Here is a 19,177-nt window from a genome sequence, read left to right on the forward strand (position 1 = left end):
TCAGGTGAGCAGTTGATGCGCTCTGAGTCCGACGTACAGTTCTGCGGCCTGAACGGGATCACGAAAATCTCGGCCGGTCAGCTCGGCAATTCGCCGTAGCCGATACAACACCGTATTGCGGTGATAGTGCAGCGATTCGGCGGCACCCTTGGTGGATCCACCGCACGAGAACCACGCGTCGAGTGTGGCCAGCAGGCTCTGCCGCTCTGCGCGTGGCAACGCCAGCAGATCGCCGAGGATCTGACGCGAGGCGATGCGACCCGACTTCGGATCGCGGACCAACAACAGCGGCACCGGTACCGAGTCGTATCGAATCGGCGTCGACTCGGCAGTGCAACAGGATCTCGCCAACCGCGCTTGAACCACGGCGTCACCGATACCCGACGGGGACCGAAAGACCGAACTCACCCCTACCCGCCCCGCACACAATTCACTCAGCGTCACCAACGCGGAGTCGATCTCCGATTCGGTTGCCGCGCACATCAACCCGACGCTTCCGTCCACCTCCGCATCCCACACGGACTCGGTGCCCGTCGAACGAAGTCGCGCGATCAACCCGTCGACCCCCACCGCCGTGGTCAGCGGCTCCTGCGAGACCACCACGAAGTAACCGTGGTCGGGAATGCGAAATGCTCGCAGCGCGTCGGCAGCCGCGGACGGATTCGCCGTGTGATCGGCGAAGAGAACCCGAATGAGTCGGCCACGGGCCTCGGCACTCTCGCGGGCACGCATGTCTGCGCTCTGCCGATAGGCCTCCGCGGCCTCGTCGGAATACACGTCGACCAGAGCCCACACCTGTGCTGCCATGTCGAGAAGTGCGTGACTCGCCCGGCCGTCCGAGCGCAGCATCAACTCGTCCCAGACCAACCTGCCGCCGAGCCGGAACGCGTGCAGCAGTGCAGCCAGCGGTACCCCCTGCTCGGCCTTGAGTCGGCCTGCGGCCTGTGCCGACTCCAGCTGCATGGGCGCGCGACCGGACAGCTTGCCCAGCATCGACGCCAGATTGCTCCGCGCCGCCTCGTGCAGCTGCTCGGGCGTGAGCAGCGTCGATTCGAGGTATGCATGCTCGGCCCCGAGGATCCGACGCACCAGTTCGCTCGCCAGATCGTCGACGCCGTCGAGCATCGTCGCGGCCAGATCGGTCGGTGACGGATGCAGATCCAATTCGGTCGCGGTCATGACAGAACTCTAACCGCACCCATGTAAGCCACGCCACACCCGAACTGTGCGACGGCACAAACGGTGGGACTCGATTGACAGCGGTGGCCCATAGCGTCCGCGCCACGAATGCGACGACAATCACACTCGAAGCCGTGTATCCGAACAATGATCTGGAGCCGACAAGTTGACCAGCGAAGCCACCCCGTACCTGCATCCCGTCCCGACCACTGGCTCCGACTCCCAGCCAGCCGTCGATGCCGCTCTCACCGATCTGTCTCAGGGTGAGAAGAACTGGGGACAACTCACCCTGGCCGATCGGCGGGCACTGCTCGAACGCATGCACGCGCTGACCTCCACTCACGCCCAGGAATGGGTGACCGCGGCCTCGTCGATCAAGGGCCTCGACAGCTCGTCCAGCCTTGTCGGTGAGGAATGGTTGTCCGGCCCTTACTCCTTCCTCGGTGCGCTCGGTGCCCTCTCCCACACGCTCACGGCGCTGGAAGCGGGCACCAGTCCGCTGGCCGATGTGAAGTTCGGGACGGCCCCCGGCGGGCGGACGACGGTGTCGGTGCTGCCGCTCAACATCTTCGACCGCCTGCTACTCAACGGGTTCACCGGCGAGGTATGGCTGAAGCCCGGAATCGATCGTGCGACTGCACAGCGCACCGCGGGGCTCGCCCAACTCGACCCAGCCCACACCGCAGGCATCGGAGTGGTACTCGGAGCAGGCAACATCACCTCGATCGCCCCGCTCGACGCCCTGTACGAACTGCTCGCGTTCAACCGGGTGGTCGCACTCAAGCTGAACCCCATCATGGATCCACTGCTACCGGTGTTCGAGAAGGTGCTCGCACCCCTCGTCGACATCGGCGCACTTCGCCTGCTCACCGGCGGTGCCGATGTGGGCACCTACCTGGTTCGGCACGATCTCGTCGACCATGTTCACATGACCGGCAGCTCCCTCACGCACGACGCGATCGTGTTCGGCACGGGCAACGACGGAGCCGCCCGCAAGGCCGCGAACGACCCGATTCTCACCAAGGACATCTCCAGCGAGCTCGGCGGCGTCTCGCCCACCATCGTGCTGCCAGGTGAGTGGAGCCGCGCCGACATCTTGTTCCAGGCCGAACACGTTGCCACCCAACGACTGCACAACAGTGGGTACAACTGTGTCGCATCGCAGGTCGTCGTGCTGTCCTCCGAATGGAAGCAGCGCGACGAATTCATCGCTGCTCTGCGCGCGGCACTCGATCGCGCACCGGCACGCACTCCCTACTACCCGGGCAGCGACAAGAGGGTATCCGACGCCACCGCCACCTACCCGGCCGCGGAACGACTCGGCGACGGTAGGGGCCGCGTGCTCATCACCGATCTGAACCCCGGTGAATACGCACCCCTGCTGCAAACCGAATACTTCGCTCCGGTCATGGGTGTCATCGAATTGCCCTACAGCGGTGCAGCATTCGCAGCCAAGGCCGTCCAGGCGGCGAACGAGGAATTCACCGGCACCCTCGGTGTCAACATCATCGGCTCCCCTGCCACCATCAAGGGACTCGGCGAGAAGTTCGACACCATGCTCGCCGAACTGCGGTACGGCACCATCGCCGTGAACGCATGGACAGCACTCGGTTTCCTCACCGCATCGGCCACCTGGGGTGCCTACCCAGGTCACACCGTCGACGACGTGCAGAGTGGAATCGGCATCGTGCACAACGCATTGCTGATCGACGGGGCCGAAAGAACAGTGGTCCGTGGCCCCTTCCGTCCCCTGTCGCGTTCACTGATCAACGGGGAACTCTCCATCTCCCCGAAGCCGCCGTGGTTCGTCACCAACAAGACCGCAGCATCGACCGGCAAATTGCTCACTGCATTCGCCGGTGCACCGTCCTGGGCCAAACTGCCCGCGATATTCGCCTCCGCCCTGCGCGGCTGACACCCCTGCGCCCGCCACGACTTCAAGGACAAAGATGAACTCACAGCACAAGACTGCCGACTACATCGTGGTGGGCGCAGGTTCCGCAGGCGCAGTGGTGGCCAATCGCCTCAGCGCCGACCCTCGCAACGAGGTGATACTGCTCGAAGCAGGTCCCGAGGACAAGAACAAGTTCGCCCACATCCCGGCTGCGTTCTCCAAACTCTTTCGTAGCGAGGTCGATTGGGATTACCTGACCGAACCGCAGCCGGAGCTCCGAGATCGCAGCATCTACTGGCCGCGCGGCAAGATGCTCGGTGGCTCGTCGTCGATGAACGCCATGATGTGGGTGCGCGGATTCGCCGCCGACTACGACGAGTGGGCGGCAGTCTCCGACGACTCCTGGTCGTTCCGTAACCTCGTCGGATACTTCCGCAAGATCGAGAACATCGAGGGGACAACAGCACTCGACGCGGGCACCGACGGCCCACTCATCGTCTCGCACCAGCGCAGCCCTCGCGACCTGACGTCGTCGTTCCTCGACGGCGTCGAAGAAGCGGGCTATCCGCTGGAAACCGCCAACCTGCCCGAGCCCAAGGGCTTCACCCGCACGATGGTCAACCAGAAGCGCGGAGCACGGTGGAGCACCGCGGATGGATACCTGCGACCGGCGAAGAAGCGCAAGAACCTCACCATCCTCACCGAGGCACACGCCACTCGCGTGCTGTTCGAGGGCACTGCGGCCGTGGGCGTCGAGTACATCTCCGGCGGCGAGACACACACCGTGCGCGCACACAAGGAAGTGATCCTCTCCGGTGGAGCGATCAACACCCCACAGCTGCTCATGCTCTCGGGCATCGGCGACCAGGAACAACTGAAATCGCACGGCATCGCCGTTCAGCATCACTCACCGGGCGTCGGACAGAATCTCCTCGACCACCTGGCCGCCCTCATCGGCTGGAAAACCGAACGAGACTCCCTCTTCCATGCCGAGAAGATCCCCGAGCTGGTCAACTACCTCACGCGCCGACGCGGCATGCTCACCTCCAACGTCGCCGAGGCGTACGGATTCATCAAGAGCCGAGAAGACCTTGCCCTGCCCGACGTCGAACTCATCTTCGGACCGGCACCGTTCTTCGACGAGGGACTCGTCGGCCAGGACTCACACGCCGCCGTCATCGGCGCGGTACTCGTCAAACCCGAGAGCCACGGCGAGATCACCCTGCGCTCTGCCGACCCCTTGGCGAAGCCCATCGTGGAGCCGCGCTATCTCAGCGACCCCGGCGGACTCGACCGCCGCGCCATGATCGAAGGGCTACGGGCCTGCGTCGCGATTTCGGAAACCCCCTCGCTGAAGGGCGAGCTCGGCGACATCCTCCGCCCCAGGGTGGCGTCGAACATCTCCCCGGCGGACCTGCTCACCGAGGCCCTCGAGCAGAATGCGCACACTCTGTACCACCCCGTGGGCACCGCCCGGATGGGTAACGACGCGGGCAGCGTCGTCGATTCCGAGCTCCGGGTAAGGGGAGTCGACCGCCTTCGCGTGGCCGATGCGTCGATCATGCCGAGCATCATTCGCGGACACACCCATGCGCCGTCGGTGGTGATCGGAGAACGGGCAGCGGATTTGATACTTCGCTGAGTCTGCACCGAACATCAGGAATCTTTCCGGTTTGACGGTCCGGTTTGTCGGGTAACAGGTTGTCACGCTCCCAGCAGGGATCGAGATGTAACCCATCCGCTCGGCAAGCAGCGCCGAATGACCCACAACGCTCGAGAGACGAGCACGGAAGGTTGACCGACATGTTCACTGTTCGTAAAGCTTTGGCCGCCACCGCAATCGGTGCAATGACGATCGTCCCGCTTGCCGCATGCTCCAGCGACGACGCTTCCAGCACAGTCGATGCGGCCACGTCCTCGGCCGCATCGGCCATGGAAACCACCGAGAGCACCCCCGAGCCCGCTGCCGAGGTCGCCGACCTCAGCAACGGCGTCGACACCGCGGTTGCACTCGATCCCGGCTTCCTGGGCGCACTGACCACCCTGGGCCTGACGCCCGGCGTAGTCGGAACCGCCACTCTCGCAGACGGTTCCATCCGCTTCCCGATCACCGGCGGAGACGTCAAGTACTGGGAGCCCGGCACCGTGGATCCCTACGTCCAGGGCGAGATCATGCACGACGGCAGCGGCCTGTCGCTGACCGCCGGCGAAACCGTCGTCGAGCTCACCAACTTCGACATCGACCCGGGCACTTCACTTCTCACAGGTGACGTCACCGTCAACGGCGAAGAGGCTGCTGCGGACGCCGTGCTGTTCGATCTCGACGGCCGCACCCTGCAGCCGCTGGCGACCGGACCCGACAACACCGCAATCCTGCAGGGCACCCAGGTGAAGATCTCGGAGACCGCTGCCGGACTGCTCAACAGCACCTTCAACACCGATGCTGTGACCCCGGGCCTGCTCGTGGGCGTTGCGACCATCACGGTCAAGACCGCCGCATAACCATTGCCTGACCCCGTGCGCGAGAGCACACCGTGACAGACGGTGGCTCTCGCGCACGGGTCTTTTTGCATAGCAAGGTCAGGAGCCTCGGATGAGAGCGTTCACGAAGATCTACGGTGGGCACCCACTGCACGCAGTCGGTCTGCTGCTTTCGTTCGCCCTCGTCGGTTACGTCATCGCGATTGCCGGACCGGAAACATTGTGGAACAACGACGTGTGGTGGAAGTCCATCATCGTGTGGTTCTTCGGTTCGGTCCTGCTGCACGACGCCGTGCTGTGTCCGCTCTACTCGCTCGCCGACCGACTTCTCACCGGATCGACACACCGCCCCTGGATGTTGTCTCCGGTCAACTACGTTCGCGTTCCCGCTCTCGGAGCCGGACTGACGTTTCTCATGTTCTTTCCCGGGATACTCACCCAGGGTGCGGAGTCGTACCGGGCCGCAACCGGTTTGACGCAAGAGCCCTTCCTCGGTCGTTGGCTCGCGCTCACCGCCGCGTTGTTCACCGTGAGCGCAGCCGCTTACTTCATTCGATTGATCCTCGTACGGAGCCGAGCATGAGCGTCACCGCCGATACACTCTTCCACCGCGCAGCAGCCGGATTGCCCTGTTGGATAGGCGATTCCGACGGCTCACGAGAACGTCTACCCACTGCCCGCTGGATGGGCGGGGATGCCTCGTCCGTGGAGGATCGCCGTGCGGACCACGCGATGATCAGTCGATGTACCGGCCCCACCCTCGACCTCGGTTGCGGGCCCGGGCGCCTCACCGAAGCACTTGCTCGACGGGGAGTGTCGGCACTCGGCGTCGACACCTCGAAGGCAGCCGTCGACCTGACCATCGGCCGCGGCGGAAACGCCGTCCTGAAGGACATCTTCGAGCCACTGCCCGACACCGGCGAATGGTCCTGCGTGCTGCTTGCTGACGGAAACATCGGCATCGGCGGCGATCCGGTTCGGCTGCTGCGCCGCGCTGCCGACCTACTGGCACCGCACGGAGCCGTCATCGCCGAGGTGGATGCGCCGAGCAACTACGGAGTGCGGCACCGCACCGTGCGCTGGGAAACCGACACCATGGTCGGAGATTGGTTCGCGTGGTCGAGTGTCAGCGCCGACGCCACCGCGGATCTCGCTCGGGCAGCAGGCCTTCGAATGATCGACGTCGCACCGATCGACGGGCGCTGGTTCGCCCAGATGACGCCTGCACCGCTCACCAATTCGTGAACAGCAGATGATTGACCGCCAATGCGCCGATCACCTGCAGTGCCAACCAGAATCGGTGCGTGCGCATCGGCAACACCGCGGGCGCAATGAGCATCCACATCGCGAACGGCAACCAGATTCGCTCGGTCTCGGCCTTGCTCAACTGACTCAGATCTGCCATGACCACCGCCGCCACGCCGCCGATCACCAGCAGGTTGATCGGCTGCACTCGCGTGAGAATTCGCGGGAATGCCGCTGGCACAGCAACACCCAGCGCACAGAACAGCGCCGCGAAGTTGGCCCAACCCCAGTACTCGAACGGGCGATCCTTGGCGATGCCCTGGTAGTAACGTTCTTGCACCAACTCGTAACCGTCGTACCACCAGAATCCGTACGCCGTGAAGATTCCCGCGACGATCAGCGCTCCGATGACCGCGCCCACGAACGGGAGAATCTTTCGACCGGCAATCAGTACCGCCACCGCGGGCAAGCCCATCAGCACCAGCCCGTAGTTCAGATAGATACCGAAACCGAGCAGCACTCCCGCACCGATCGACGCGGGCCACAGGTACCGCTTCGTGGAGATCGCCAGCAGCGCGATACCCCACGCGGCGACCCCGGCATAGAACGCATCCGCCGACACGGCGATCCAGATCGCGGCCGGCGCGACGGCCACGAACGGCGCTGCGCGCCTGGCCATCTTCTCGTCGCCCAACACCCGCAGCGTGAGGACGACAGCCACTGCGGCACTCGTCCCGACCGACACGCAGAGCGTCGCCGCCCACGCACCGCCGCCGAGGCCGAGGCGGTCCAGCCAGACGAACGTCAACAACGCGCCCGGCGGATGTCCCGAGACATGCGTGGTCCACGAATCCGCCTGGTAATCCAGGATTCTCTCGGAGAACCCGCGCAGAGTTGCGGGAATGTCGGTGATCCCCGGCACCTCGTGCAAGTACTCGTCCGTCGACGCCAGCCGGTCTACGAAGCCGCGCCTCCACCCATCGACCATCGCCAACGACATCGTCCATGCTGCGGACGCGCCCCAGACGACGAACAGCAAGCGCGTCCAGGACAACCGGCGGGCCACCGTAGGCCCCCACAGCACGGTGGCCACGGCGATGAGTACGGCGAACGGAGTTCCCCACCCGAAGTGAATCTCACGGAATCCGAACAGCGGTGCGGCGTCTGCGAAATCGCGCACCTGCTGAGGGGTTCTGTTGATGATGGGCGTGACGATTTCGTTTCCCAGATACGGCACGATGAACGCGACCACGACGAGCGCGACGGCGAGCGCACCGGCGACGGCTTCTCTCCAGTAACGGATAGTGTTTTCTCCCTGCGGACCTCGAGACGAACACGACTTCCGATCAGCATATCGACCGACGGTGATGGAGGATGAACAGATGAACAAGGACGCGCAGGGACGGGCCGAGATCGCCGTCATCGGCGGCAGCGGCTTCTATTCGTTCTTCGCCGACGACGCCGAGGAGATCGTGCTCGATACGCCCTACGGAGTCCCGAGCGCTCCGATCACATTGGGCGAGGTGGAGGGTAGAGATGTTGCCTTCCTCCCTCGGCACGGGCGGAATCACGAGTACTCCCCGCACACGTTGCCGTACCGCGCGAACATGTGGGCGCTGCGGATGCTCGGGGTGAGTCGAGTGTTCGCGCCATGCGCCGTCGGATCACTGGTGCCCGAGTACGGCCCCGGCACCGTCGTGATTCCCGATCAGCTCGTCGATCGCACCTCCGGGCGAACGCAGACCTACTTCGATCAGGGCGGCATCCACGTCGAGTTCGCCGATCCCTATTGCGGGGAGTTGCGCAGGGCGGCCCTCCAGGACACCGCGATCGACGGCGGCGTCATGGTGGTCGTCGAGGGTCCGCGATTCTCCACTCGCGCGGAAAGCCAGTGGTTCGCCCGCCAGGGTTGGACACTGGTGAACATGACCGGTCACCCCGAAGCCGTTCTCGCTCGCGAGCTCGAACTCTGTTATGCACCGATCGCATTGGTGACCGACCTCGATGCCGGCATCGAATCCGGTCAGGGCGTCAAGGCCGTGGACGTGTTCGCGGAATTCCAGAAGAACATCGAACCACTCAAGACCCTCGTGCGATCGGCCGTTCGTGACGCTCCGACCGGTGATTGCCCTACGTGCCGCGTGCACACCGGGATCACCCTGCCGATCGAGCTGCCATGACACGGGTACTCCTCACCGGCGCAGCCGGATTCATCGGTGGCCACATCCTCGACGCCGCGCGAACCGCCGATCTAGACGTGGTCGGCGTCGACGCGATGCTCGAATCGGCGCACGGCCCCGGCGCGCATGCCGATGGGATCTTCGACCTCGATGTGCGAGACAAGGACGCACTCGTCGAGACACTGCGCGGAGTGGACGTCGTGTGTCATCAGGCCGCAGTCGTCGGAGCGGGCGTCGACGCCGCAGATGCCCCGGCGTACGCAAGCCACAACGACTACGGGACGGCAGTCCTGCTCGCAGCCATGTACGAGGCGGGCTGCACCCGACTGGTTCTCGCCTCGTCGATGGTCGTGTACGGCGAGGGGCGGTACCTCAATTCGTCGGGCGAGACCGTCGTTCCTCGGCCCCGCTCCCGCGCCGACCTCGACGCAGGCATGTTCGACAACCGCGATCCCAGGTCCGGTGAGCCACTCGATTGGCTTCTGGTCGAGGAGGATTCGAGACTCGAGCCCAGGAGTACCTACGCCGCCAGCAAGCTCGCTCAGGAGAACTACGCCTCCGCCTGGGCGATTGCTACCGGCGGATCGGTGGTAGCACTGCGCTACCACAACGTGTACGGCCCGCACATGCCACGCAATACCCCGTATTCCGGTGTGGCAGCGATGTTTCGATCGTCGCTCGAACGCGGCCAGGCTCCGACGGTCTACGAGGACGGCAAGCAGGCCCGTGACTTCGTCCACGTTCACGACGTAGCGGCGGCCAACATCGCGTCGATCTCGGCCGCACTGGACGGCTTCACCGCGCTCAACGTCTGTTCGGGACAACCGATCACCATCGGTGAAGTCGCAGGCATCCTCGCAGACGCACGCGGCGGACCGGTGCCCGAGATCACCGGACAGTACCGAGCGGGCGATGTGCGGCACATCGTCGCCAGTTCGGAACTCGCCGAACGGACTCTGGGATTCCGCGCGAAGGTCATGCCTCGCGAGGGCCTCACCGCATTCGCCGACGCACCGTTGCGCGACGCCGAGGGTACGGGTCCCCCTCGTGTCTGACCCGGGCTCGGTCACCGTCGTCGTTCCCTGCATGAACGAGGCCGAATCGCTTCCTGCAGTGCTCGATTCGATGCCGTCGGGGTATCGGGCGATCGTGGTGGACAACAACTCCACCGACGACACCGCCGCCGTCGCCGCGGCGCACGGAGCCACCGTGGTGTCGGAATCGGTACCTGGTTACGGGGCTGCCGTGCACGCGGGCGTCCTCGCCGCCGACACCGAGATCGTGTGCGTCCTCGACGGAGACGGCTCGATGGATCCGGGTGACCTGCCGACGCTCGTGGCCGCATTGGATCACGCCGACCTCGCCGTAGGCCGTCGACGACCGGCCAAGGGAAGCTCACCCCTGCACGCCAGGATCGGCAATGCCGTTCTGTCCCTTCGGCTCCGGACCAAGTACAAGCTTCCGGTGCACGATCTGGGTGCCATCCGCGCGGTCCGCCGCCAGGCACTGCTCGACCTCGGCGTCACCGACCGCCGCTCGGGCTACCCGCTCCAGCTGCTCGTGTTGGCAGCCGAAGCCGGGTGGACCGTTGCCGAACACGACGTGGACTACCGTCCGAGAACGGCGGGTACATCCAAGGTTTCGGGCTCGGTGAAGGGAACGATCGTCGCCGTACGAGATTTCTGGAAGGTTCTTTCGTGATCGTCACCGCTCTCGTCGTTGCCAAAGCTCCCGTTCCAGGGCTGGCCAAGACACGCCTCGCTGCCACGATCGGGGATGCCGCTGCGGCCGAGCTTGCTGCGGCCTCGCTGCTGGACACCCTCGATGCCGTCTCCGCGGCCGACGTCGATCACCGCGTCGTGGCTCTCACCGGCACCCTTGCCGACGCGGCCCGCTCCGACGAACTGACTCGGGCTCTGGCGTCGTTCACGGTGATCACGCAACGCGGCGACGGACTGGGGGAACGGCTGGCGAACGCACACGCAGACGCGGCCACCGACGGAGCCGTCTTGCAGATCGGCATGGACACACCCCAGGTGACCGCGCAGATACTGTCCGACGCGGCCGCGCGGCTGGACCATGGCGACGTGCTCGGATTGGCCGAGGACGGCGGCTGGTGGGCGCTGGGCCTGCGTGACCCGGCCATGGCACGGGCCCTGCTCGACGTGCCCATGTCGGCACCGTCGACGGGCACCGACACACACGCCGCGCTGACGGCCGCGGGGGCGTCGCTGACAATGCTCGAAGAATTGCGGGATGTCGATTTCGAGTCGGATCTGGACCCGGTATCCCACAAGTGCGCACCGGAGAGTCGGTTCCGCATTGCCGTCGACCGAATTCGATCGAAACAGGATTTCGAGTCCGTTACGTGAGGTTTGTTTTGCCCGAATTGGTTCCGTAAAGCCCGAAACTCCACATCTGTTGTGGAACAGCGCCTTCGATATGTCCTGATTGTCGAACCATCGACGACCAATATCGAATCGCAACAAAGCCGAATCACCGTTTCACGGCGATTTCACAGACACGGGTGCTAGAAAGTGTGTCATGACCGGGTTGTGGATAGTCGTTACCGTATGGATGGTGTGCGCGGCAGTCGTCGCCACCGTCCTCGGTCGCGTCGCACGCCGGGGCGATTCGGAAGAATTGGGCTCGACTCTCGAGTGGGACATCGACACCCTCGATCACGAAGTACGGAACGACAACTGACGAAGCTCAGTCGACCTGTTCGACGATCTCGGTGAGAATGCCGGCGGCGGCGGCCAATGTCTCCCGCTCCTGTGCCGTCAGGTTCTCCAACTGCTCGGCAAGCGCAATCTCCCGAGACGCGACCTCTTCCCGCGCGGCAGCAGTCCCGGTATCGGTCAGCTGCAGAACCACTTGCCTGCCATCCGTCGGGTGCGGTGCCCGAGAGATCAAACCGGATTCCACCAACGTGTGCGATGACCGCGACACCGACGGTGGCTTTATTCGCTCCCGCGCCGCCAACTCACCCGTCGTCATCGGCCCTTCTCGCAGCAGAGTCGTCAGAATCGACAGCTGAGCGACGGGCAATCTGTCGCTGGAATGGCGCAGACGCAGCCTCCGATTCAGCCTCATCGCACTGACGGACAGATCCCTGGCCAGCCCGGAATCGGGTAGATCACTCACGTGTCCAGATTACGACATCGAGGTGCATTCGCCCGATTCCTCCGAAACAGCGGATCACTCAATGTATTACCCCTCGAACAAACCGCTGATATGGTTCCTGAGGTTGTCGGGGTGGGAGATCGAAATCGGGGGGACGTCTTGAGTCGCGTAGGTTCCAGAGCATTGACCATCGCTACCGTGACCTTGGCGGCGTCGCTGCTGGTCACAGGCCCCAATGCCATGGCGGATCCCAATGCAGTCAATCCCATAGCCGGGCTCAACGGCACGTTCGGGCTGCCGCAGCTGCACGGCCGAGCCCAGGCCGTCGCCCAGGTGACCGGCATGTCGAGCCCCAACAACACCCAGAACGTGAACATGATCGGCACCGATCTCGGAATCATGTGGGACAACGGCCGCGGAGAGGTGTTGACGGCATTCGGCGACACCGCGGGACTCGGGATACCCAACCTGCTGCAAGGCAGTCTGTGGTCGTGGCGCAGCAATGCCATCGTCCGCAGCACCGACCGCAACCTCGCCGACGGCATGAACTTCGACAGCATCGTGAAAGACCCGCTGGGCCAGACCAAAGAGGTCGTTCCCAGTCCCAAGATCCCGTTCGTCGAGATCAGTCGGATCCCGACGGCCGGCGTGGCCGTCGGCGACACCCAGTATCTGAACCTGATGTCGGTGAAGAACTGGGGCCCGGCCGGAACCTGGGAGACCAACTTCTCGGGGCTGGCGGTCTCGAACGACAACGGGGAGAACTGGGCACCGCTGCCGGAGACCCAGCGCCCCAGCGTCGGCGGCGACCGTAACTTCCAGCAGAGCGCATACCTGAAGGACGGCGGTTACGTCTACCAATACGGCACCCCGCCCGGCCGGTTCAACCTCGGCCACGTTGCCCGCGTCAAAGAGCAGGACATCGCGAAGCTCGGCGAATACGAGTACTGGACCGGCCAGGACTGGAAGAAGGGCGACCCGGCCGCGGCGGCACCCATCGTCGGCGGAGTGGGAGAACTCTCGGTCGCGTACAACGCCACGCTCGGGCAGTACCTGATGATGACGACCGACAATGCCAACTCGATCGTGCTGCGGCGCTCACCGTCACCGGTCGGTCCGTGGAGCGAACCGGAGGTTCTGGTCGACACCCGCGAGGTCAGCTCCATCTATGCGCCGTACATCCACCCGTTCTCGACCGGCCGAGACCTGTACTTCCTGGCCACCGTCTACCAGAACTACAACGTCCTGCTGCTGCGCACCACGTTGTAGTAGCCCCCACTAGGCTTCCGTGGGTGGACGCCGCAGAGTGGGATCGCAAGTACGACGGCCGAGAACTCGTGTACGGCGAGGCACCGAATGCGACATTGGTCGAGGTCGCGACAACGCTGAAGCGTGGTCGCGCACTGGATCTCGCATCGGGCCAGGGTCGGAACGCCATCTGGCTGGCCACCCGCGGCTGGACCGTCGACGCGGTCGATTTCTCCTCGGTGGGGTTGACGAGGGCGAGTCGTATCGCCGCCACTGCACCCGCGTCCGTTCGCGAACGCCTCACCTGGATTCATGCAGATGTGACGCAATTGGCAACGGAACCCAACTATGACCTGGTTCTCATGTCTTACCTGCACTTGTCCCCGGAAGGACGACGGAAGGCCGTCTCGGCCGCAATTTCGGCGCTGAAACCTGAAGGAATCCTCATGATTCTCGGGCACCACACGTCGAACATCGAGTCCGGCATCGGCGGCCCACAGGAAATCGAAATCCTTTACACGCCAGAGGATTTGGTCTCCGACATCGACTCCCGCCTGACCATTGTGACCGCCGAGAATCGGTATCGCGACGTGAGCGACGGCACTGCGATCGATGCACTGCTACTGGCGAGTAGGTCTGCCCTTGGCAGCGAAACGGATCGGGGGTAATATCCCTTAAGTTACCGACGAGTAGCTAACTTGGGCGGTACTCACGAGACCGCACCACCGACTGGAGAGCGAACGAGCAATGGGCCATTACAAGAGCAACCTTCGGGACCTCGAGTTCAACCTCTTCGAGCTGTTCGGACTCGACGAGACGCTCGAAGGCGACAACTTCGGCGACATGGACGGCGAGGTCGCCCGCGACATGCTGCGTGAGGTCGTACGCCTGGCCGAGGGACCGCTGGCCGAGTCCTTCGCCGATGCGGACCGCAACCCGCCCGTCTTCGATCCCGATACCCACAGCCTGAAGCTGCCCGACTCCTTCAAGAAGTCGTTCAAGGCGCTCTACGACGGTGAGTGGTGGCGCGTCGGACTCGACGAGGAAATCGGCGGCATGCCTGCCCCGCGCAATCTCCTGTGGGGCATCAACGAGATGCTCCTCGGCTCGCAGCCCGCAGCATTCATGTACTCCGCAGGCCCCGGCTTCGCAAACATCCTGTACCACAACGGAACCGACGAGCAGAAGGAGTGGGCCAAGGTCATCGTCGAGCGCGGCTGGGGTGCCACGATGGTGCTCACCGAGCCCGACGCCGGATCCGACGTCGGCGCAGGTCGCACCAAGGCCATCAAGCAGGACGACGGCTCGTGGCACATCGAGGGCGTCAAGCGCTTCATCACCTCGGCTGTCTCCGACGACCTGTTCGAGAACATCTTCCACCTCGTGCTCGCTCGCCCCGAAGGTGCCGGACCGGGCACCAAGGGCCTGAGCCTGTTCTTCGTACCGTCCGTCCTCTTCGACTTCGAGAAGGGCGAGCTGGGCGAGCGCAACGGCGCATTCGTCACCGGCGTCGAGCACAAGATGGGCCTCAAGGCCTCCGCCACCTGTGAGCTCACCTTCGGTGGCCACGGCGTCCCCGCCAAGGGCTGGCTCGTCGGCGAGGTCCACAAGGGCATCGCGCAGATGTTCGACGTCATCGAGCACGCTCGAATGATGGTCGGCACCAAGGCAATCGGCACCCTCTCCACCGGTTACCTCAACGCACTCGATTACGCCAAGGAGCGCGTCCAGGGTGCCGATCTGACGCAGATGACCGACAAGACCGCGCCGCGCGTCACGATCACGCACCACCCTGATGTCCGCCGCAGCCTCATGCTGCAGAAGGCGTACTCCGAGGGCCTACGCGCGGTGTACCTCTACACCGCCGCACACCAGGATCCGATCACCGCCAAGCAGGTCTCGGACGCCGACGCAGACATTGCATACCGCGTCAACGACCTCCTGCTCCCCATTGTCAAGGGCGTCGGTTCGGAGATTGCCTACCAGGTGCTGGCCGAGTCGCTGCAGACCTTCGGTGGCTCTGGCTTCCTGCAGGACTACCCACTCGAGCAGTACATCCGTGACGCCAAGATCGACTCGCTGTACGAGGGAACCACCGCCATCCAGGCGCAGGACTTCTTCTTCCGCAAGATCGCCCGCGACCGCGGCGTTGCTCTGGCTCACGTTGCCGGACAGATCAAGTCGTTCATCGACAGCGAAGCAGGCAACGGCCGCCTCAAGGCCGAGCGCGCACTGCTCGCCACCGCACTCGAAGATGTGCAGGCCATCGTCACCTCGATGACCCAGCACCTCATGGGTGCACAGGACCAGCCCACCGAGCTGTACAAGGTCGGCCTGGCATCGGTGCGCTTCCTGATGGGCTTCGGCGATCTGCTCATCGGCTGGCTGCTGCTGCGCCAGTCCGAAATTGCCATCGCCGCACTCGACAACGGTGCAGAGGGCAAGGAGAAGGCGTTCTACGAGGGCAAGATCGCAGTGGCCTCGTTCTTCGCCAAGAACATCCTGCCGCAGCTCACTTCGACGCGAGCAATCCTGACCAACATCGACAACGACATCATGGAACTGGACGAAGCAGCGTTCTGATCCACTGACATTGCAACGGCCGCACCTGTTCACGGGTGCGGCCGTTGTTCTTTGTGTGCTGGGTGTGGGTTGCTCGCTCCCGACCTGTGCTGCCGCAAGTGCGCGCGCGTTTGCGAAAACCGGAGGGGCGAACGGACGACCGGCGATGGGTGAACAGGCCGAACGAAGTCGAACCAGAGATTACTGCTGCAGTTTGCGGAACTTGCTGCCGTGGAACACGATTGGGTTCACTTCACTCTGCACATCCAGGGAATGTATGCGCAGCAACACGATTAAGTGGTCGCCCGCGGGGATCTGCTGGTCGATGGTGGTGTCGAGCCACGCTGTTGCACCCACGATGAAGGCGGCTCCGCCGTCCGTGACGGTGAGATCGAGACCGGCGAATCGGTCACCGGTCTTGGCCGCCAGCGTACGAACAGCATCGTTGTGCGCCTCACCGAGAACGCTGACGCCGATGTTGGGTGCCAATTCGAGTTTGGGCCACGTCGTCGACGTGTTCTGAATGCAGACAGCCACCAGAGGCGGATCGATGGACACCGAAACGAAGCTGCTCGCTGCCAACCCCACCAGCAAGCCGTCGATCTTCGCGGCGATCGCCACAACGCCGCTGGGGAACTGCGCGTACGCCTCGCGCAGCGTCTGCTGATCGAGGACGGTACGTGTGAGCGTCATCGGCAATGCTCCCTTTCGGTGGTCGAGTGCAGTGAAGCACCTGTGCTGTGCAACCCCCGCACGGGCACATTCATTTCGAGCAGTTCCCTGCTACCAGCAAACACCCGATCGGGCGGCGACGCCACAGTCCGACTCGAGGTGATTCGAACTGTGTCCTCGCAGCTCGGGCGTCACTCATCCGGTTCCGGCTCCGGCGCAGGGTCGGGTCGAGGTGCAGGCGAAGGGTCCGGGCGATCGGGCTGGACGCATTTCACGATCGGAATCGGGTCGTACTTCACCGTTCTCGTGTTCCGCGACAATTCCCTGCCCGACGCGGCATCGCTGATCACCTTGGTGTCGCTGGCCGTGAATCCCGGTCCTCCACCCGATGCGACACAGCCTGCGCCGGCGGGCAGCGTCACCGTGTTGGGTGACGTGGGGTTGGTTCGCGACCCGGTGATGGATTCGACGTCGACGGTCTTCGTGCCCCACAGTCGAACGGTGACGCTGGACGAATCGGCGAACGATTCGATGACCACGCCGGTGTCGTTGGGGTTGGTGAACTTCAGATCGATCGCACCCTCGAAGACCGTCGCCTCGCGGGCCTCGGGATACCGGCTGATGTAGTAGCTGTGCTCGGTGTGATCGGTGTCTTCCATGCCGGCGAAGTAGGACGCGTTGTACAGCGTCGTCGCGAACTGGCTGATGCCACCGCCGACGGCGCGATCGGGTCTGCCGTTGTCGATTATCCCCGACTCGACGAAGCCCTGCGCCGTACCTCGCGGACCGGTATATCCGTTGAGCGAGAACGTCTCCTTCGGCTTCACGAGCGCACCGTTGACAATTTGCGCCGTCAGCCCGATGTTGACGCCCGACGCGTACTCGAACCCGCCGGTGGTGTACTCGGCGATCACTTCTCGCACACCGAGATTCTGCGCGGCCTCGGTGGTGAGAGCGGGCGGAGCCGGTTCGTAGATCGCCTCGGTGGTGCGGGGGCCGTCCGCAGACAACAGTGCGGGCAGCTGCTCGAGAGTCTTACGCCACTCCACGAGCTCACCCATCACCCCGGGCACGACGGTCGGCGCACCGCCGGAGAACGTGAACGACGCGTCCTTCGGCGGTACCTCGGTGCGAACGAGTTGTGGTGCCAATATCCCCGTGGCGACATCGGTGTCGTAGATCGGAGTCAGCCCGCCCTGGCCGTCCGGATCGAAGCGCAGAATCTCGCCCACGCGGTCGGTCGGCAGCGTCGCATCGACGTTCTCGCGACCGGCGATGATCACCGGTGCCTCGACAGCGGGAACAGCGATCTCGGCCAAGGCTCGGTCGACCGCGTCCTGCGTCACCGTTACGGGGGTGGACTCGTAGACCACTTCCGTTGCCCCCGAAGCCCATTCGGTCTGCAGATTTCGACGCGTTCCGTCGGCATCCAACACCCGACCCTCGAGTGGTGCAACAGCAACAGGAGTGACACCGTCGAACACGACGTCGCCTTCGACGGGAGCACGATCGGTCTCGGCGCGGAGGCCGTCGATGGCGACGTTCAATGCTTGCTCGTCCGTGGTCGATACGACGCCGATCTCGCGGCTACCGAAGAAAGACGTCAGCCGGGTGATCGGATTGATCGGCTGAGACCCCGCGCGGTCCAGCGTCGCATTCCAGTCCACCCCGAGACCGGCAGCGGCAGGGAGCACGTCGACCTGCCGATCGCCGACGTCGACCTGAACGGGTTGCTCGGCGCGAGGGCCGAGTTCGGAGCGCAACGTGTCTTCGGCGTCGGAGTGAGCTTTGCCGCCGACGTCGATTCCGGCAACGGTGACACCGCGGGGCACACGGTCACTCGAAGTGAACCAATCCGCGGCATACAGCAGTGCGAAGACGGCGAACACTGCACCGGTGCCGATGGCAATCTTCCGCCACGGCGGCGTGACGCCTGCTCCATCTGCCTGCGCGCTACCGTCGCTGGGAGGAATCGAGGGTGGTTCCGTAGGAGACTCGGGCTGCTCAGCAACTACCGGCTGCTCAGGGACGACGGGCTGCTCAGGGACGACGGGCTGCGCCACGGTCGGAGATTCGTCCGCGACCGGCATCTGCTGCGGGGTCGAGGTCGACGAATCGGACTCGACTTTGTCCGTCGGACCGGCTGATTCGACGACCTCCGTGGTGGCGGAATCAGTGGGGACAGAATCAGTAGCGACGGAATCTGTGGTCGAGGCTTCGTGAACAGGTGATTCTGCGGCGTCCGTGCCCTCGACATCGGCCGCGGGGTCGACCGTCACGTCGTCGGACAGGCGATCGGCTTCGGACGTTGGCTCCGACACGGCATCAGCGACAGTCCCGAAAGCCTCGGTGGGAGCGTCGTACGGCGGTGTGTCGGGATGGGTCTCGTCGCCCTTCGGCGCATTGCCCGACCTACTCTTGCCCTCGCTCACGTTCGACCCTTCCAGGACCACCGTTCGATGAAAGTTCCACCCGTGGGCACGGAGTACCCCGCGCACGAGCTTACGCAAACCGAACGACGACGCTCACTCGGCGATGTTCGGTATCCGAACGAAGAAAGGCTCCGCGCTGCTGCCGGGTCGGGGGTCAG

18 protein-coding genes are annotated in these 19,177 nt (G+C 64.3%); 13 read left to right on the top strand and 5 right to left on the bottom strand.

Annotated elements, in window-relative coordinates; genetic code table 11:
- Nucleotides 1-1,179 (bottom strand): CdaR family transcriptional regulator, encoded by a 1,179-nt coding sequence (locus tag CH305_RS05940; RefSeq protein ID WP_094703106.1) that lies wholly within the window; start codon nucleotides 1,177-1,179, stop codon nucleotides 1-3.
- Between the two features lie 190 nt (nucleotides 1,180-1,369).
- Between CH305_RS05940 and CH305_RS05945 the strand changes: the two genes are divergently transcribed.
- The 5 genes from CH305_RS05945 (at nucleotide 1,370) to CH305_RS05965 (ending at nucleotide 6,799) form a co-directional block, all read left to right on the top strand.
- Nucleotides 1,370-3,094: an aldehyde dehydrogenase family protein gene (locus CH305_RS05945; protein ID WP_037147670.1), complete on the top strand. Its 1,725-nt coding sequence runs from the start codon at nucleotides 1,370-1,372 to the stop codon at nucleotides 3,092-3,094.
- A gap of 34 nt (nucleotides 3,095-3,128) precedes the next feature.
- Entirely contained in the window at nucleotides 3,129-4,715 is a 1,587-nt protein-coding gene (locus tag CH305_RS05950; protein WP_094703107.1) for a GMC family oxidoreductase, read from the top strand.
- A 161-nt stretch (nucleotides 4,716-4,876) separates the two neighbouring features.
- Nucleotides 4,877-5,575, top strand: coding sequence for a hypothetical protein (locus tag CH305_RS05955; RefSeq protein ID WP_032405820.1), 699 nt, complete (start codon nucleotides 4,877-4,879; stop codon nucleotides 5,573-5,575).
- 91 nt (nucleotides 5,576-5,666) lie between these two features.
- Entirely contained in the window at nucleotides 5,667-6,137 is a 471-nt protein-coding gene (locus tag CH305_RS05960; RefSeq protein WP_094703108.1) for a hypothetical protein, read from the top strand.
- A complete protein-coding gene (locus CH305_RS05965; RefSeq protein WP_080734215.1) occupies nucleotides 6,134-6,799 on the top strand; it encodes a methyltransferase domain-containing protein in 666 nt (221 codons plus the stop codon). Before CH305_RS05960 ends, CH305_RS05965 begins: the two co-directional genes overlap by 4 nt.
- Here CH305_RS05965 and CH305_RS05970 read toward each other — a convergent pair.
- Nucleotides 6,786-8,102 carry a hypothetical protein gene (locus CH305_RS05970; RefSeq protein WP_094703199.1) on the bottom strand — a complete coding sequence of 439 codons (1,317 nt, stop codon included), beginning with the start codon at nucleotides 8,100-8,102 and terminating at the stop codon, nucleotides 6,786-6,788. The two genes, CH305_RS05965 and CH305_RS05970, sit on opposite strands and share 14 nt — an antisense overlap.
- 79 nt (nucleotides 8,103-8,181) lie before the next feature.
- Between CH305_RS05970 and CH305_RS05975 the strand changes: the two genes are divergently transcribed.
- From CH305_RS05975 to CH305_RS28975, 5 genes are all read left to right on the top strand, one after another.
- Nucleotides 8,182-8,979: an S-methyl-5'-thioadenosine phosphorylase gene (locus CH305_RS05975; protein ID WP_032405817.1), complete on the top strand. Its 798-nt coding sequence runs from the start codon at nucleotides 8,182-8,184 to the stop codon at nucleotides 8,977-8,979.
- Entirely contained in the window at nucleotides 8,976-10,034 is a 1,059-nt protein-coding gene (locus CH305_RS05980) for an NAD(P)-dependent oxidoreductase (RefSeq protein WP_094703109.1), read from the top strand. The genes CH305_RS05975 and CH305_RS05980 overlap by 4 nt, the downstream gene beginning before the upstream one ends.
- Nucleotides 10,027-10,680 (top strand): glycosyltransferase family 2 protein, encoded by a 654-nt coding sequence (locus tag CH305_RS05985; protein WP_094703110.1) that lies wholly within the window; start codon nucleotides 10,027-10,029, stop codon nucleotides 10,678-10,680. Before CH305_RS05980 ends, CH305_RS05985 begins: the two co-directional genes overlap by 8 nt.
- Nucleotides 10,677-11,351: a DUF2064 domain-containing protein gene (locus CH305_RS05990; protein ID WP_094703111.1), complete on the top strand. Its 675-nt coding sequence runs from the start codon at nucleotides 10,677-10,679 to the stop codon at nucleotides 11,349-11,351. Before CH305_RS05985 ends, CH305_RS05990 begins: the two co-directional genes overlap by 4 nt.
- Before the next feature lie 172 nt (nucleotides 11,352-11,523).
- Entirely contained in the window at nucleotides 11,524-11,685 is a 162-nt protein-coding gene (locus tag CH305_RS28975; RefSeq protein ID WP_165712864.1) for a hypothetical protein, read from the top strand.
- A gap of 6 nt (nucleotides 11,686-11,691) precedes the next feature.
- On the opposite strand, the gene CH305_RS05995 is transcribed toward CH305_RS28975, so the two are convergent.
- Nucleotides 11,692-12,126, bottom strand: a complete 435-nt coding sequence (locus CH305_RS05995; protein WP_032377579.1) for a MarR family winged helix-turn-helix transcriptional regulator — start codon at nucleotides 12,124-12,126, stop codon at nucleotides 11,692-11,694.
- 219 nt (nucleotides 12,127-12,345) lie between these two features.
- On the opposite strand from CH305_RS05995, the gene CH305_RS06000 reads away from it, so the two are divergent.
- From CH305_RS06000 to CH305_RS06010, 3 genes are all read left to right on the top strand, one after another.
- A complete protein-coding gene (locus tag CH305_RS06000) occupies nucleotides 12,346-13,374 on the top strand; it encodes a DUF4185 domain-containing protein (RefSeq protein ID WP_230592733.1) in 1,029 nt (342 codons plus the stop codon).
- Nucleotides 13,375-13,397: 23 nt separating this feature from the next.
- Nucleotides 13,398-14,021, top strand: coding sequence for a class I SAM-dependent methyltransferase (locus tag CH305_RS06005; protein ID WP_094703112.1), 624 nt, complete (start codon nucleotides 13,398-13,400; stop codon nucleotides 14,019-14,021).
- 79 nt (nucleotides 14,022-14,100) lie between these two features.
- Complete coding sequence (locus CH305_RS06010) at nucleotides 14,101-15,936, top strand: acyl-CoA dehydrogenase (protein ID WP_032405286.1); 1,836 nt, start codon at nucleotides 14,101-14,103, stop codon at nucleotides 15,934-15,936.
- Nucleotides 15,937-16,116: 180 nt separating this feature from the next.
- Here CH305_RS06010 and CH305_RS06015 read toward each other — a convergent pair whose 3' ends face one another.
- Nucleotides 16,117-16,608: a flavin reductase family protein gene (locus CH305_RS06015; RefSeq protein ID WP_094703113.1), complete on the bottom strand. Its 492-nt coding sequence runs from the start codon at nucleotides 16,606-16,608 to the stop codon at nucleotides 16,117-16,119.
- Between the two features lie 170 nt (nucleotides 16,609-16,778).
- Nucleotides 16,779-19,019, bottom strand: coding sequence for a VanW family protein (locus CH305_RS06020; RefSeq protein ID WP_094703200.1), 2,241 nt, complete (start codon nucleotides 19,017-19,019; stop codon nucleotides 16,779-16,781).
- Between the last annotated feature and the right edge of the window lie 158 nt (nucleotides 19,020-19,177).

Source organism: Rhodococcus sp. 15-649-2-2, assembly GCF_002258645.1.
GTDB lineage: Bacteria > Actinomycetota > Actinomycetes > Mycobacteriales > Mycobacteriaceae > Rhodococcoides.

Excerpts from the sequence above, each read along its gene's own strand:
- CH305_RS28975 (WP_165712864.1), top strand. The coding sequence starts at position 11,524 with ATGACCGGGTTGTGGATAGTCGTTACCGTATGGATGGTGTGCGCGGCA.
- CH305_RS06010 (WP_032405286.1), top strand. The coding sequence starts at position 14,101 with ATGGGCCATTACAAGAGCAACCTTCGGGACCTCGAGTTCAACCTCTTC.
- CH305_RS05960 (WP_094703108.1), top strand. The coding sequence starts at position 5,667 with ATGAGAGCGTTCACGAAGATCTACGGTGGGCACCCACTGCACGCAGTC.
- CH305_RS05965 (WP_080734215.1), top strand. The coding sequence starts at position 6,134 with ATGAGCGTCACCGCCGATACACTCTTCCACCGCGCAGCAGCCGGATTG.
- CH305_RS06015 (WP_094703113.1), bottom strand. The coding sequence starts at position 16,608 with ATGACGCTCACACGTACCGTCCTCGATCAGCAGACGCTGCGCGAGGCG.
- CH305_RS05940 (WP_094703106.1), bottom strand. The coding sequence starts at position 1,179 with ATGACCGCGACCGAATTGGATCTGCATCCGTCACCGACCGATCTGGCC.
- CH305_RS05975 (WP_032405817.1), top strand. The coding sequence starts at position 8,182 with ATGAACAAGGACGCGCAGGGACGGGCCGAGATCGCCGTCATCGGCGGC.
- CH305_RS05950 (WP_094703107.1), top strand. The coding sequence starts at position 3,129 with ATGAACTCACAGCACAAGACTGCCGACTACATCGTGGTGGGCGCAGGT.
- CH305_RS06000 (WP_230592733.1), top strand. The coding sequence starts at position 12,346 with ATGGCGGATCCCAATGCAGTCAATCCCATAGCCGGGCTCAACGGCACG.
- CH305_RS05980 (WP_094703109.1), top strand. The coding sequence starts at position 8,976 with ATGACACGGGTACTCCTCACCGGCGCAGCCGGATTCATCGGTGGCCAC.
- CH305_RS05955 (WP_032405820.1), top strand. The coding sequence starts at position 4,877 with ATGTTCACTGTTCGTAAAGCTTTGGCCGCCACCGCAATCGGTGCAATG.